Origin of the sequence: Massilia aquatica (assembly GCF_011682045.1) — a bacterium.
Taxonomy (GTDB): domain Bacteria; phylum Pseudomonadota; class Gammaproteobacteria; order Burkholderiales; family Burkholderiaceae_D; genus Telluria_A; species Telluria_A aquatica.
In genome coordinates this window covers 234,115-247,998 of sequence record NZ_VVIW01000001.1, presented here as the reverse complement: position 1 = coordinate 247,998, position 13,884 = coordinate 234,115, and the positions used below count along the sequence as shown (strand labels likewise).

Annotated in this window: 11 protein-coding genes; 5 read left to right on the top strand and 6 right to left on the bottom strand. The window is 64.6% G+C overall.

Annotated features, from left to right (window positions below; translation table 11 throughout):
• The first annotated feature begins 58 nt into the window (after positions 1-58).
• Together ffh and F1609_RS01155 are read left to right on the top strand one after the other, a co-directional pair.
• A complete protein-coding gene (ffh, locus tag F1609_RS01160) occupies positions 59-1,429 on the top strand; it encodes a signal recognition particle protein (protein ID WP_166887218.1) in 1,371 nt (456 codons plus the stop codon).
• Positions 1,430-1,708: 279 nt separating this feature from the next.
• Positions 1,709-2,122 carry an SWIB/MDM2 domain-containing protein gene (locus F1609_RS01155; RefSeq protein WP_099875175.1) on the top strand — a complete coding sequence of 138 codons (414 nt, stop codon included), beginning with the start codon at positions 1,709-1,711 and terminating at the stop codon, positions 2,120-2,122.
• Between the two features lie 87 nt (positions 2,123-2,209).
• Here the strand turns inward: F1609_RS01155 and F1609_RS01150 are convergent, their stop codons facing one another.
• The 4 genes from F1609_RS01150 to F1609_RS01135 all read right to left on the bottom strand — a co-directional run bounded on the left by F1609_RS01150 (position 2,210) and on the right by F1609_RS01135 (position 8,244).
• The gene (locus F1609_RS01150) at positions 2,210-3,592 is read right to left on the bottom strand and encodes an alkaline phosphatase (protein WP_167073851.1); all 1,383 of its coding nucleotides are present in this window, start codon (positions 3,590-3,592) and stop codon (positions 2,210-2,212) included.
• Between the two features lie 40 nt (positions 3,593-3,632).
• Positions 3,633-5,072, bottom strand: a complete 1,440-nt coding sequence (locus tag F1609_RS01145) for an alkaline phosphatase (protein WP_167073849.1) — start codon at positions 5,070-5,072, stop codon at positions 3,633-3,635.
• An 821-nt stretch (positions 5,073-5,893) separates the two neighbouring features.
• Positions 5,894-6,499 carry a lytic transglycosylase domain-containing protein gene (locus F1609_RS01140; RefSeq protein ID WP_167074506.1) on the bottom strand — a complete coding sequence of 202 codons (606 nt, stop codon included), beginning with the start codon at positions 6,497-6,499 and terminating at the stop codon, positions 5,894-5,896.
• An 11-nt stretch (positions 6,500-6,510) separates the two neighbouring features.
• Complete coding sequence (locus tag F1609_RS01135) at positions 6,511-8,244, bottom strand: proline--tRNA ligase (protein ID WP_167073847.1); 1,734 nt, start codon at positions 8,242-8,244, stop codon at positions 6,511-6,513.
• A 204-nt stretch (positions 8,245-8,448) separates the two neighbouring features.
• Between F1609_RS01135 and F1609_RS01130 the strand changes: the two genes are divergently transcribed.
• The 3 genes from F1609_RS01130 (at position 8,449) to F1609_RS01120 (ending at position 11,178) form a co-directional block, all read left to right on the top strand.
• Complete coding sequence (locus tag F1609_RS01130) at positions 8,449-9,060, top strand: RNA pyrophosphohydrolase (RefSeq protein ID WP_167073845.1); 612 nt, start codon at positions 8,449-8,451, stop codon at positions 9,058-9,060.
• Positions 9,061-9,147: 87 nt separating this feature from the next.
• The gene (locus F1609_RS01125; RefSeq protein WP_167073843.1) at positions 9,148-10,671 is read left to right on the top strand and encodes a retropepsin-like aspartic protease; all 1,524 of its coding nucleotides are present in this window, start codon (positions 9,148-9,150) and stop codon (positions 10,669-10,671) included.
• 81 nt (positions 10,672-10,752) lie between these two features.
• Positions 10,753-11,178 carry a DUF1841 family protein gene (locus tag F1609_RS01120; protein WP_167073841.1) on the top strand — a complete coding sequence of 142 codons (426 nt, stop codon included), beginning with the start codon at positions 10,753-10,755 and terminating at the stop codon, positions 11,176-11,178.
• Between the two features lie 15 nt (positions 11,179-11,193).
• On the opposite strand, the gene F1609_RS01115 is transcribed toward F1609_RS01120, so the two are convergent.
• Together F1609_RS01115 and F1609_RS01110 are read right to left on the bottom strand one after the other, a co-directional pair.
• On the bottom strand, positions 11,194-12,681 hold the full coding sequence (locus tag F1609_RS01115; RefSeq protein WP_167073839.1) for an amidohydrolase family protein: 1,488 nt from the start codon (positions 12,679-12,681) through the stop codon (positions 11,194-11,196).
• Between the two features lie 50 nt (positions 12,682-12,731).
• Positions 12,732-13,883: a helix-turn-helix domain-containing protein gene (locus F1609_RS01110; protein ID WP_167073837.1), complete on the bottom strand. Its 1,152-nt coding sequence runs from the start codon at positions 13,881-13,883 to the stop codon at positions 12,732-12,734.
• Between the last annotated feature and the right edge of the window lies 1 nt (position 13,884).

Below are 13,884 nucleotides of genomic sequence, written 5' to 3'. Positions count from 1 at the left end.
AAAATGACGCCACAACCGGCGCGTGCCGGCATCGCCCTATATATTAGTCAGGTCTGCCATGCTAGATAACTTAACCCAACGCCTTGCCAAGGTCGTCAAGACCATGCGCGGTGAGGCGCGTCTGACCGAATCGAATACCGCCGAGATGCTGCGCGAAGTGCGCCTGGCCCTGCTCGAAGCCGACGTGGCCCTGCCCGCCGTGCGCGAGTTCATCAGCCGGGTCAAGGAAAAAGCCCTCGGCGAAGAAGTACTGGCCTCGCTCAGCCCGGGCCAGGCCCTGGTCGGCGTGGTCCAGCGCGAGCTCGGTGCGCTGATGGGCGCCGATCTGGGTCCCGAAGCGTCGCAGCTGAGCTTTGCCCAGCAGCCGCCGGCGATCATCCTGATGGCCGGCCTGCAAGGTGTGGGTAAAACCACCACCGTCGGCAAGCTGGCCAAGTACCTCAAGGAAGAGAAGAAGAAAAAAGTCCTGACCGTCTCGGCCGACGTGTACCGTCCGGCCGCGATCGCCCAGCTCGAATCGGTGACCAAACAGGTCGGCGCCGACTTCTTCCCGTCCGCCGCCACCGACAAGCCGGTCGACATCGCCCTGGCCGCGCTCGACTGGGCCAGGAAGCACTACCACGATGTGCTGATCATCGACACCGCCGGCCGCCTGGGTATCGACGAAGCGATGATGCAAGAGATCTCCGCCGTGCACGCGGCGGTCAACCCGATCGAAACCCTGTTCGTGGTCGACGCCATGCTGGGGCAAGATGCGATCAACACCGCCAAGGCCTTTAACGACGCGCTGCCGCTGACCGGCATCGTGCTCACCAAGCTCGATGGCGACTCGCGCGGCGGCGCGGCGCTGTCGGTGCGTCACATTACCGGCAAACCGATCAAGTTTGCCGGCGTGTCCGAAAAGCTCGACGGCCTCGAAGCCTTCGACGCCCAGCGCATGGCCAACCGTATTCTGGGCATGGGCGACATCCTGGCGCTGGTCGAAGAAGCGCGCAAGGGCGTCGACAGCAAGGCGGCGGCCGACCTGGCCAACAAGATCAAGGTGGGCGGCCGCTTCGACATGAACGACTTCAAGTCGCAGCTGGGCCAGATGAAAAAAATGGGCGGCATGTCGAGTCTGATCGACAAACTGCCGGCGCAGTTCCAGCAGGCGGCCGGCGGCGCCAACATGGACCAGGCCGACAAGCAGGTGCGGCGCATGGTCGGCATCATCGACTCGATGACGCCGGCCGAGCGCGCCAAGCCGGAACTGATCAAGGCCACGCGCAAGCGCCGCATCGCCGCCGGGGCCGGCGTGCAGGTGCAGGAAGTGAACCGCATGCTGGCGCAATACGACCAGATGCAGGCCATGATGAAGAAATTCAAAGGCGGCGGCATGATGAAAATGATGCGCTCGATGAAGGGCATGATGCCGGGCGGGATGCGCTAAAACGTCCTTCGGCTGCTCGTGCAAAGTCAGCGCAGCCGCAGCCGTTACCCGCGAAACCGTCTCCCCCGCGCCAAGGCGGCCCTCGGCGCGGGGCGACGGTTCAACGGTTCTTCTCCCCGATCCGTCAAAATCGCCCTTCTCGGGCCATCGTTCTGGCTTTTCCCTATGAAAACGCCGAAAAATTCTTGAAAAACACTTGCGTCATCGGTAAATCCCCACCAATATAAGCCGTGCGATGAATTGCGCAATTTCCCATGTGTTCGTTAAGGAGGCTTGAAGATGGCAACAGCCAAAAAAACCCCAGCAGCAGCGCCAGCAAAAAAGGCCGCCGCAGCTAAGCCAGCCGCAGCGGCAAAGCCGGCAGCAGCGAAGAAAGCCGCCCCAGCAAAAGCTGCGGCAGCACCAAAAGCAGCAGCCGCAAAAAAACCCGCAGCAGCCCCACGCAAGCCGAACGCCGCCTTCATGAAGGCGATGACTCCGTCCGCCGTCCTGGCAGCCGTGGTTGGCGCAACGCCGCTGCCGCGCACCGAAGTGACCAAGAAAGTCTGGGACTACATCAAGAAGCTCGATCTGCAAGACGCGGCCAACCGCCGCATGATCAATGCTGACGACAAGCTCAAAGCAGTCTTCGGCGGCAAAGCGCAGGTCTCGATGTTCGAAATGACGAAACTCATTTCCGACCATCTGAAATAAAAACAGTTCGCCTGTCCAAGCCGGATTACAAAAAGCCCCGTTCTCGCGAACGGGGCTTTTTGTTTATGGGACGCGTTCAGCTCCGCGTCAGAAGCCGAAGGCCGCCTTCATCAGGTGGAACACCCTGGTGTTTTCCATCGTCCCCTTGAACACCCCCGCGCCGGCGCCGGTGGCGAACAGCTTGACGTCGCCGCCGCCGTGGGTCTCGCCTTTCAGGCGCACCCCGGTCTCCTGGTGATAGTCGCCGGCCTGCGCCTGCGCGCTGTCGACATCGCCCCGCTGATGCGGGCGGTTCGGGCCATTGCCGAACACCAGCGCAGTGTAGGTCTTGCCATCGGCATCGCGCGCCGGCGCGCCATCGTCCACATTGCGCACGATATCGAGGATCGAGCTGCCGCGTTTGGCGTAACCGTTCATCACGATCGTGTGATCATGGTCGGCGGTGACCACCAGCAGCGTATTGCGCAGGCCCGGATCGAGCGCCTCCATCTTGTCGAGCGCGGTCTTGATGGCGTCGTCGAAGTCGACCGTTTCGGCCAGCGCGTTCCTGACGTTGGTATCGTGCAGCGCATGATCGATCTTGCCGCCTTCGACCATCAGGAAAAAGCCCTTCGGGTTGGGCGAGAGCAGGTCGATCGCCTTGGACGTCATCTGCGCCAGGGCCGGCTGGCCGGCGCGCCGCGCCGTCGCATAATCGAGGTGGCTCACGTCACTGTAAATACCCACCAATTTTTTACCAGGCGGCGCGGCCCGCATCTGGTCCGCATTGGCCGCCACCGTGTAGCCCTGCGCCGCCAGTTCGGCCATCAGGTCGCGGCCGTCGGCGCGGCCCGCGGGATTACGCGCCGCGTCGAACGGCGTGAAGTGATTGCGCCCGCCGCCCATCAGCACATCGACGCCATCCTTCAGGGCCGGGTTGTAGCCGGCGCCGCCCGGCACCACCTGCGCCGCGATCTGGTACGCCATGTCGCGGTCGCACACGTGCGAGAAGGTCGACGCCGGCGTGGCGTGGGTCAGCTCCGTGGTCGTGATCGAGCCGACCGACTTGCCGGCCGCCTTGGCCAGTTCCAGGATAGTGGCCGCCGCGCGCCCGTTCCCAAGCGGACAGGCATCGATGGTGGCGTTGCCGTTGGCGTCCTTCTTCGGGCCGAAGGGCTTGGCATCGGCCATCGAGATCACATCGTTATTGATCTTGATGCCGGTCATGTAGGAACCCATCGACGGCGCGCTGTCGGTGGTCTGGGCATCGTTCGAATAGGTCTTGATGCGCGCCGAATGCGGCATGCGCTCGAAGTGCAGCAAGCCCTCCTCCTTGTAGCGGTAGATGCGCGCGGCGGTGATAGTGGTCGGCCCCATGCCGTCGCCGAGGAAGAAGATGATGTTTTTGGCGACCGGCGCGGCGAACGCCAGGGATGGCGCCAGCGCGCACGAAGCGGCCAGCAGGAGCGAAGGAAAACGGGATAGCGTCATGGTGACTCTCATTAGGGTGACTTTACAAAGGACGCGCCGCTTACCAGCCGGCGGCCGCCTTGATCAGTTCAAACACGCGGGTGTTATCGATAGTGCCGCCGAAGCGCGCGGCGCCTGCGCCGACCGCGCCCAGGTACACATCGGTGCCGCTGTGGGTTTCGTAACCGGGCTCGGTGCGCACCACCGCCTCCTGGCGGTAGTCGTCGGCGCTGACCTGGGCGCTGGTCAGGTGCGGCGCCGCGCCGCGGCTGCCCTGCACCCGGTTTTCGCCGGCCCCGAAGCCGATGATGGTAAACGGCGCGCCGTCGGCATCGAGCTTGATCTCGTTGTTATCGACCCGGCGCATCAATCCCAGCACACCCGCTTCGGTGGGGGTGGTCTTGCCGGTGCGGCGCGCATAGCCGTTCAGGAGCAGCGCATGATCGTGGTCGGCGGTGGCCACGATCAGCGTGTTTTTCAGGTCCGGATCGATTGCCCGCATCTGCGCGATGGCCGCCTTGAGGGTATTGTCGAAGACCACCGTCTCCTGCAGCGCGCGGCGCGCGTTCGAATTATGCAGCGCCAGGTCGATCATGCCGCCCTCGACCACCAGGAAGAAGCCTTTCGGGTTGTTGGCCAGGATGCCGATGGCCTTGCCCGCCATCTCGGGCAGGGACGGCTGCCTGGCCGCGTCGCGCATCGAATCGAAGGCGAGGTCGTACGGGGCGAACAGGCCGACCAGTGGCGCGCTGGCGGAGGGATCGACGGCGCGCAGCTGGGCGCTGTCGGCGACGCTGCGCACGCCCTGCGCGGCCAGTTCGGCCAGCAGGTCGCGGCCGTCGCTGCGCTTGCCGCCTTTGGCGGTAGGCGTGAAATGGGCGCTGCCGCCGCCCAGCAGCACATCGAGGCCGCGCGCGCCGAGGGCCGCGTTATAGCCGGCGCCGCCGGGAACGAGGGCGGCGGCGATATCGTTCTCCATGCCGCGATGGCACACGTGCGAAAAGACCGCGCCCGGGGTGGCATCGGTAACGCGGGTAGTGGTGACCACGCCGACCGACATGCCGCGCTGTTTGGCCAGTTCGGCCAGGGTGGCGACCGGGCGACCGCCGCCGCAGCGGCCGGCCAGCCTGTTGCCGAAGGCGTCGAGGGCGGGCGCGCTGGCCGGCGTATCGGCGCTCATCGACAGCACATTATTATTCACTTTCACCCCGGTCATGTAGGCCGACATGGACGCGGCGCTGTCGGTGACCTGGGCGTCGTTGGAAAAGGTCTTGACGAAGGCCGATTCGGGCAAGGTATCGAGGGTCAGCTCGCCCTCTTCGCCGACGGCATAGATGCGGGCCGCGGTCAGGGTATTGATGCCCATGCCATCGCCGAGGAAGAAGATGATGTTCTTCGCTGGCGCGTGGGTGTGGGTAAGGGCGGGGGGCGGCGGCTGGACGCTCGCGCATCCCGACAACACCGCCAGCGCGGACGCTGCGGCAAGAAGAATCAATCGCATATGCACTTTCGTGAGCTCTGGAAAAAAAGGCAGTCTACACCGCCGACTGCCGCCCGTGCTACCAGCATCAGAATTGCAAAACCGGGGACAGACCCCGGTTTTGCAATACCCCAACCGGGGTCAGAGCTCTGACAAGCAACATTTTGCACAAACTCGGCACAAATTCCGACCGCCAGCGCCCAACTTCCTACAACCGGGGTCAGAGCTTTAATTCAAAATCTTTCTATTGGCTACAACCGGGGTCTGACCTCTGATTAGAAATCTTGCCTCCCCACAGCGAAATGGCAGGTGTCATTTGCCCATCATTTTGTGCATCCAGCGCTTCTTGAGAACCGCGCACTCGTCAGGTGTGTTTCCCTTGCGTGCGGCGCGCCACTCGGCCAACGCGGCCCGATCGCTCAAGCAATGGTAACCATGACCGTCCTTCTGCATGGCCCAAACGTTGCTGACCTCACGTTCCACGACAGGCAAATGGGCCTCCAGGGCCTCCGGCGTGGCCGTGCCCAGCGTCTGGCGCTCGCTTTGACGGAAACGGCGATGCCAGGTCTTCTTGCACCAGCTCGCTGCTCGAGATACAGATGCCCCAGATGGGATTGCGGCGACGGCTACGGCTCATGATTGATTGTTCCTTCGCATTGGTGGGCCGGCAAACGAGCGGCTCTTTTAACATTGAAACCCGTTGCAGCGCGTGCCCCGCAGGCCACCCATCGGTAGGCCAAATTGGCAACTAATTGCACATTAAAGCTCTGACCCCGGTTTTGGGTAACGGAAAATGTTTCGAGTCAGAGGTCAGACCCCGGTTGTAGGCGGGGTCTGGGTTTTTAGATAGGAAATTTCCACTTTTCCCAGGCGGAGAGGACCGCGTTGGGGTAGGCGGGTTTGCCGCGGCTGCCGTTGTAGCGGCCCAGCGCCAGGTACAGGTTGCCGTTTTCGATGTCGAGGTACATGCGCAAAATCGAGCAGCCGTAGCGCAGGTTGGTTTGCATGTGGAACAGCTTGCTGCGGTCGCTGTCGCCGATCGCGTTGGTCCAGAACGGCATCACTTGCATGTAGCCGCGCGCACCCACCATCGAGACAGCGTACTTGCGGTATGCCGATTCGACCTGGATCAGCCCCAGCACCAGCCCCGTATCGAGCCCGGCCCGGTTCGATTCGTACCAGACCGATTGCAGGAATTCGAGCCGCACCTGGTCGTCCGGCAGCTTGCGCTTGAGCCGGTCCGACATGGCCGTCAGCCATTGCTGGTAGCGCACCCGCGCCGCTTCGTCGCGAAACACCGGCTGCGGCGGGCGCGTGTCCTTGATCGCGTTCGACAGGGCCACCCGCACCGAGTCGGCCATGGCCTCCTCTTTCTGGTTGCCCGCCCACGCGGCCCAGGACCAGAGCAGGCCGGCCGCCAGCACCGCCTGCGCCAGTCCATTCACCATGAACGACATGCTCACTGGCTTAATTTGCCCTTGATGAACTCGGCCATGCCGGCCACCGGCACGGCGGTCGCTTCAAGATCGCGCCGGCCCTGGTATTCGAGGTTGCCTTCTTTCAGGCCACGCTCGCCGATCACCACGCGGTGCGGCACGCCGATCAGTTCCCAGTCGGCGAACATGGCGCCCGGACGCAGGCCGCGGTCGTCGACGATGACGTCCACGCCGGCCGCTTGCAGCGCCGCGTACAGGCTTTCGACTTCGGTCTTGACCATCTCGCTGCGGTCCATCCCCATCGGGCACAACACCACTTCGAACGGCGCAATCGCGGCCGGCCAGATGATGCCCTTGTCGTCGAAATTCTGTTCGATCGCCGCGCCCAGGATGCGCGTGACGCCAATCCCGTAGCAGCCCATCTGCAGCGGCGCAGGTTTGCCGTTTTCGTCCAAAAAGGTCGCTTTCATGCTCTCGGAGTAGGAAGTCCCGAGCTGGAACACGTGACCGACTTCGATGCCGCGCTCGATCGCCAGCACGCCTTTGCCGTCTGGCGAAGCGTCGCCTTCGACCACGTTGCGCAGGTCGGCTACTAACGCTTCCGGCAGGTCGCGCACCCAGTTCGCGCCCGTGTAGTGGAAGCCTTCTTCATTTGCGCCGCAGACAAAATCGGCCATGTTGGCCACCGTGCGGTCGGCCACGATGGTGACCGGCTGTTTGGTGCCGATCGGTCCCAGGTAGCCGGGAATGCTGCCGTAGCAGGCCAGGATCTCGGCTTCGGTGGCGAAGCGGTGCCCGGCCAGGCCCGCAACTTTGCCGGCCTTGATTTCGTTCAGTTCATGGTCGCCGCGCAGCAGCAGCATCCAGTTTTCCAGCACCTGTTTGCCGGCGACTTCTTTTTCGACCGTCAGGGCGATGGTCTTGACGGTCTGGTTCAACGGCAGCTTGAGCATCTCGGCCACGGCGTCGCATTTGGTCGCGCCAGGGGTGGCGGTCTTGGTCAGCGGTGCGCTAGCGGCGGCGCGCGCTGCGGCCAGCGGCAGCGCTTCGGCCGCTTCCATGTTGGCCGCGTAGTCGGAGGTCGGGCAGTAGACGATGGCGTCTTCGCCGGTGCTGGCGATGACGTGGAATTCGTGCGAGCCGGAGCCGCCGATGGCGCCGTTGTCGGCCGCCACCGCGCGGAACTTCAAGCCGAAGCGGTTGAAAATGGCGGTGTAGGCGTCGTACATGATCTTGTACGAGGCCTTCATGCTCGCTTCGTCGCGGTCGAACGAATACGCATCTTTCATCGTGAATTCACGGCCGCGCATCAGGCCGAAACGCGGACGGCGCTCGTCGCGGAACTTGGTCTGGATGTGATAAAAATTGAGCGGCAGCTGGCGGTACGACTTGATCTCGGAGCGCACCACGTCGGTGATGACTTCTTCCGAAGTCGGCTGGATCGCGTATTCGCGGCCGTGGCGGTCTTTCACGCGCATCAGTTCCGGGCCCATCTTTTCCCAGCGGCCGGTTTCCTGCCACAGCTCGGCTGGTTGCACGAGCGGCATCAGCAGTTCGATGCCGCCGGCCTTGTTCATTTCCTCGCGGATAATCGCTTCGACCTTGCGGATCACGCGCAAGCCGGTCGGCATGTAGGTGTAGATACCGGAGCCGAGGCGCTTGATCATTCCTGCGCGCATCATCAACTGGTGACTGACGATTTCAGCGTCGGAAGGTGCATCTTTTAAAGTTGAAATAAAAAAACGGGAGGCGCGCATATCGGTGAATTCTTTTTAAAAAGAGAGGGTTATAATCAACCTAATTTTAAAGGATTAGCTGGCTGATGCGTCCAAATCTTATACAAATGGACCCGTTTGACGCGGTTCCTGCCGTTTTCGTACCCCGAAAGCCGGGCGGGGACCAGAATTTGTGGGTAAATATGTAAAGAAGGCGCGCGCTGGCAGAAAGTTTCGAGGTGCACTATGCTCGATCGTGAAGGGTTCCGGCCCAACGTCGGCATCATCCTGCTAAACGCCCATAACGAGGTGTGGTGGGGCAAGCGGGTGCGCGAGCACTCGTGGCAGTTCCCGCAAGGGGGCATTAAATACGGTGAGACACCGGAACAGGCAATGTATCGCGAACTGGAGGAAGAAATAGGGCTGCGTCAGGAGCATGTGAAGATTGTGGGCCGTACCCGCGACTGGCTGCGCTATGAAGTACCCGACCATTTTATCAAGCGCGAGATTCGCGGCCATTACCGCGGGCAGAAGCAGATCTGGTTCCTGCTGCGCATGTGTGCCCGCGATAACGATGTCAACCTGCGCCTGACCGACCACCCCGAGTTCGACGCCTGGCGCTGGCACGATTACTGGGTGCCGCTCGATGTGGTCATCGAGTTCAAGCGCGATGTGTACCAGCGCGCCTTGCAGGAATTGTCGCGATTCCTGACCTGGCCGGCTAACGGCGGAGGCCACACGCACGAACGGCGCCACACGGCGCGCTACCTGCGCCAGCCGCACGCCCCGCGCCAGCCAGCCCCGGACCAGCCCTGCGCCCCGGAGCCGCAACTGGTGCTGGTGCCGAGCAAGGACTAGCAAACCACCCGAAACGGCGCTTCACGGCGCCGTTTTTTCGTCTGCCACCTTGTATTTTCCGCAAGTGGGCAGCGTACAATCCGTCCCATGCCACTCTTTCGCTCCTCCTGCCGCGCCCTGCTGCTGTCGGCCCTGTGCCTGGCGGCCCCCGCCAGCGCCCTTGCCGCCCCGTCCACCACCTGCAAATTCGTCCAGCAGCAGCAGGTGCCCATCAGCTTGCGCGGGCTGGCGCTGCAACCGGCCGTGCAAGGCAGCATCAACGGCAAGCCGGCGCTCATGCTGCTCGATACCGGCGCCTTCATGACCATGCTGACCCGCACCGGCGCCGAGAACCGCAAACTGGCGCTGCGCTCGGGCGGCGGCCGCAAGGTGCTGGGAACGGGCGGCAGCAGCGCGCTGTATCTGGCGAGCCTGGACGACTTCACCGTGGGCCCGAGCGGCGGCGGCAAGATCACCCTGCCGGTGCTCGGCGAAATGGGCACCACGCCCTGGTACGACGCGATCGTCGGCGCCGACTTCCTGATGCAGTCCGATCTCGAAGTGGCGCTGGCCGACAAGGTGGTGCGCTTTCACCGCAGCGACAACTGCAATGACGACAACCGGCTGTCGTACTGGGACGCGCAGGCCATGATGGTGCCGATGACAGGCGCCAGCCGCAAGGCGGCCACGCCGCAGGTGGACGTGCAGGTCAACGGCGTGACCCTCTCGGCGATTCTCGACACCGGCGCGGGCGTCAGTTCGATTACCGAGAGCGCGGCGCGCCGCGCCGGCGTCACCACCGACATGCCGGACGTGAAGCGCAACGGCTTTTTCATCGGCGCCGGCGGCGGCAGGGCGGCGCGCTGGAACGCCGTCTTCAAGACCTTCGCCATCGGCGACGAGACGGTGCGCAATGCCGATATCGCCATCGCCGAATCGCTCAACCGCGAGTACGGGCAGGTCGATGTCATCCTCGGCACCGACTTCCTGCGCGCGCACCGGGTCTTGTTTGCCAACAGCCAGCGCCGTATTTACCTGAGCTACCTGGGCGGCGAGGTGTTCGCCAAACCGGGCAGCGGCAACCTGGCCCTGGTGCGCCAGGAGGCCAACGCCGGCAACCCCGACGCCCAGTACATCCTGGCGCGCGACTACTTCAATGGCGCGCGCCTGCCCAAAGACCAGATCGAGGCCCGTGCGTGGCTCGACAAGGCGGCCGCGCAGCACCATCCGGCCGCGCTGCTGCTCACGGCGCGCCTGCTGCGCGAAGCCGGCAGGCCGCAGGAGGCGGTCACGCGCCTGCGCGCCGTCCTGGCCGCCAAGCCCGACAAGATCGAGCTGGACCTGGAACTGTTCCTGGCCCAGGTCGAAGCCGGCGAGCGCGAGGCCGCCAAACGCGCGCTGGCGGCAGCGACCGACACGCGCTGGCCGGCGCCGGTGGCCGCCTTCTACCTGGGCCGGATCGACGCCGCCGCGCTGATGGCCGCCGCCCGCGACGGCAGCACCCAGGAGCGGGCGCGCGTCTGCCAGGCCGGTGGCTACGTCGCGTCGCTGCAGCGCAGCTCGGGCGAGCTGGCGCTGGCGCACCAGACCATGGAAAGCATCGGCGACGCCTGCAAGCCGAGGAAGAACTAGCAGTCTTAAGGCGGCGGCGGCGACGGCGGCGCGGCGATGGCGGTACAATGTGGCCTACCTCATTTGCCCGCCCCGCCAATCATGTTTACCCCCTCCTCCGACGACGTTCGCCGTTTTTTCTGCGAAGCCTACCGCAAGCAGCGCAGCGGCGAGATCCTCAGCCCGATGGACGCCATCGCCGCCGACTGGATCGTCCAGCATCCCGAGTACGCCGATGTGCTGTCGAACGCCGAAGCGGCGCTGGCGCGCGATTATTCGGTCGAGGGCGGGCAAGCCAATCCGTTTTTGCACCTGTCCATGCATCTGTCGATCGCCGAGCAGGTCTCGATCGACCAGCCGCCGGGCATCCGCGCGGCCTGCAACGCGCTGACCCAGCGCCTCGGCGCGCACGACGCCCATCATGAAATCATGGAATGCCTGGGCCAGATGATCTGGACTTCGCAACGCAACGGCGTGCCGCCCGACAGCGTGGCCTACGTCGAGTGCGTGCGGGCGCGCTGCGCCTGATCCGGCCAGCTTGCTCTACTTATAGTCGGCGGCCAATGCCTCGCGCGCCGTCTGCTGCCCGCGCACCCAGACCGTCACCACGCTGTCGTAAGCGCTGATGTCGTCCAGCGGCGAGGTTTTCAGCAGCAGCAGATTGGCCGCCTTGCCCACTTCAATCGACCCCAGTTCCCGATCCAGCCCGAAGGTGCGCGCATTGTTCATCGTGGCCGCCTTGAAGATCTGCGCCAGCGACATGCCCGCCGCGTGCAGCTGGCGCATCTCGCGATACCCGTTCAATCCCGGCAAATTGCCGTACGTCGGGGACGATGGCGTATCCGACCCGAACACGAAGTTGGCGTCGCGCCCGGCCAGGTAGGCCACCACCGCGCGCTGGCGCCGCAGCGGCCCTTCCATGCCCTGCATGACGGCGGCGTCCTCCTCGCCATCGGTCACTTCCGGCTTGAACCACTGCCCCTGCGGCGTCGAAAACCAGGCCAGCAACGCCGCCGGCACCACCTTGCGCAGCGCCGGATCGTCCAGATAACCCGGTTCCACGTACGCGCGCAAGCCATACAGCACCTGCATGGTTGGCTGGTAGCCGGTGCGCTGGTCGACGATCTTGTCGAGCAGCGCCTTGATCTCCTGCGGCAGGCCGGCCTGCCCGTTCAGCGCGCCCCAGTGCCACATGCCGTGCGCCAGCACGTCGGCGCCCCCGGCCACCGCGAACGACTGCGCTTCGAACGAATTGGCGTGCGTGATCAGCACTTTGCCTGCCTGCGTGACCGCAGCCCGCACTTCGGCAAATTTGGCGCGGCTCATCACCGGCAGGTTGCGCTCGGCCCCGAAACCGCGCTCGAAGTGGGTCTTTACGCAGATGCCGCCGGCCTTGGCCACCCGCGCCACCCCCGCCGCCACGGTGTGGGCCGAAGGCGCAAACTGCGCCGGCACGACGGTCGGCATGGCCGGATCGAACAGGTAGTTGCCAAAGCTCTGGAAGCGTTTATCGGGCGAAAAGAACGACATCGGGTAGCCGTTGGCCAGCACCAGCGCCTCGCCGCAATGGAATACGTCCGGGTGCAGCGGCTCCTTGCGCAAGCGCTCGATCATGCCGTAATCCGACACCGCCAGGTCGATCACGGTGGTAAAGCCGTAATACAGGAACGAGCGTGGCAGCTGGAGAAAGTAGGCCCGGGCCAGGCTGTCGCCGGACGCGCCCTGCTCCATGCTCATGCCCGGCACGACGTGCAGGTGCACATGGGAGTCAATCAGGCCGGGGGTGAGGTAGTAGCCTTTGCCATCGACTACGCTGGCGCCGGCCGGGGCGGGACGGGACGGGCCGCGCTCGACCCGCGCAATGCGCCCGCCCTCGATCAGCACACTGCCCGTTTCGATGCGGTCGAGCCTTTCGGGCGAGACCAGTTTGACGTTCGCAATCCAGGTTTTGTCGGCGCCAAAGGCCGGGGTGCACAGCATCAGGGTGGCCACAAGGGCCGGTAAAAGGGCCGGTAAAAGGGCAGGTTTCATCAAATCTCCGTGGCGTTAAGTGAAGGGGCGAATGGACCCATTTTCACGATTTAGCCCGGGAGAGTCGTGCCAGATGATGATTCGGCACCTGTCCCGGCGCCGCCACGGCGACATTCGGACGGGGTCAGGCCGGTCTGCTTCTTGAACGCCCGGTTCAGGGTGGTCTTGCTGTTAAAGCCACACGCCAGCGCCAGGTCGAGGATGCTGGTGCTGGCCTGCTCCGGCGCGAGCAAAGCCGCCTTGAGCGCGTCGACCCGGTAGCGGTTCAGGTATTCCTGCAGGTTGACGCCGCAGGCATCGTTGATCAGCTGCGACAGTTCGTGCGGCGTCATGGCCAGCAGCGCGGCCAGTTCGTCGAGCGTCAGTTCGCCGTTGCGATACACCTGGTCGACTTCCATGCACCGTTTCAGTGCATCGAGAAAGCCGGCGCGGTCCGGTTCCGACAGCCGTTTGTTGGCGTAGCGCGGCGCCGGTTCCGGCAAGGGCGCCGGCAAGGTCGCCGGCGCCGGCGGGAGATACCCGAGCGGCAGGCGGATCGCCAGGAACGCGGTCGCGTACACAAAACAGGCCAGCGCGATGGCGCCCACCGCATCCGACGACAGCGGCAGCGCCACGTCGGCAAACTCGATGCCGAAGGCGGCCACGCTGCCGGCAGCGCCGAGCACCCAGATTTTCGCCAGCCGCGCCAGGCCGCCGGCCAGCGGGCCGCTGGCGGCGCCGCGCATCAGGCGGTAGCTGGCGACGACATAACAGATGAACATGAGCGACTTGACCAGCACCGACAGCCCGATATACCAGGGCAGCAGCGGGCGCTGAAGCATCCAGGCCAGCTTGGCCTCGGCGCTTTGCAGGTAAAACGGCAGCATGGCGCCGGTGGCCAGCAAAAACGGCGCGCCATGGAGCCAGTCGCGCGCGGCCAGGCGCCGCCCGGTGAGCGCAGTGCGCAGATATAAATACAGCAGCGGCCCGCTCAGCAAACCAATGGTGGCAATGGCCAGGGCGCTGTGCGGATAGCTTGTATACAGGTGGTTGATACCCAGCCAGGCATGGCCGATGACCGCCACGCTCCCCAGCAGCAGCCCGGCCAGCAGGCGGTTGGCCCCGCGCAGTTCGGCCTGGCGCGCCGCCAGCAAGGCGATTGCCAGGAACACGCCCTGCCCCATCGCCAGCAGCAGGATCAGGGAGAGCGCGGTCTGCATCATC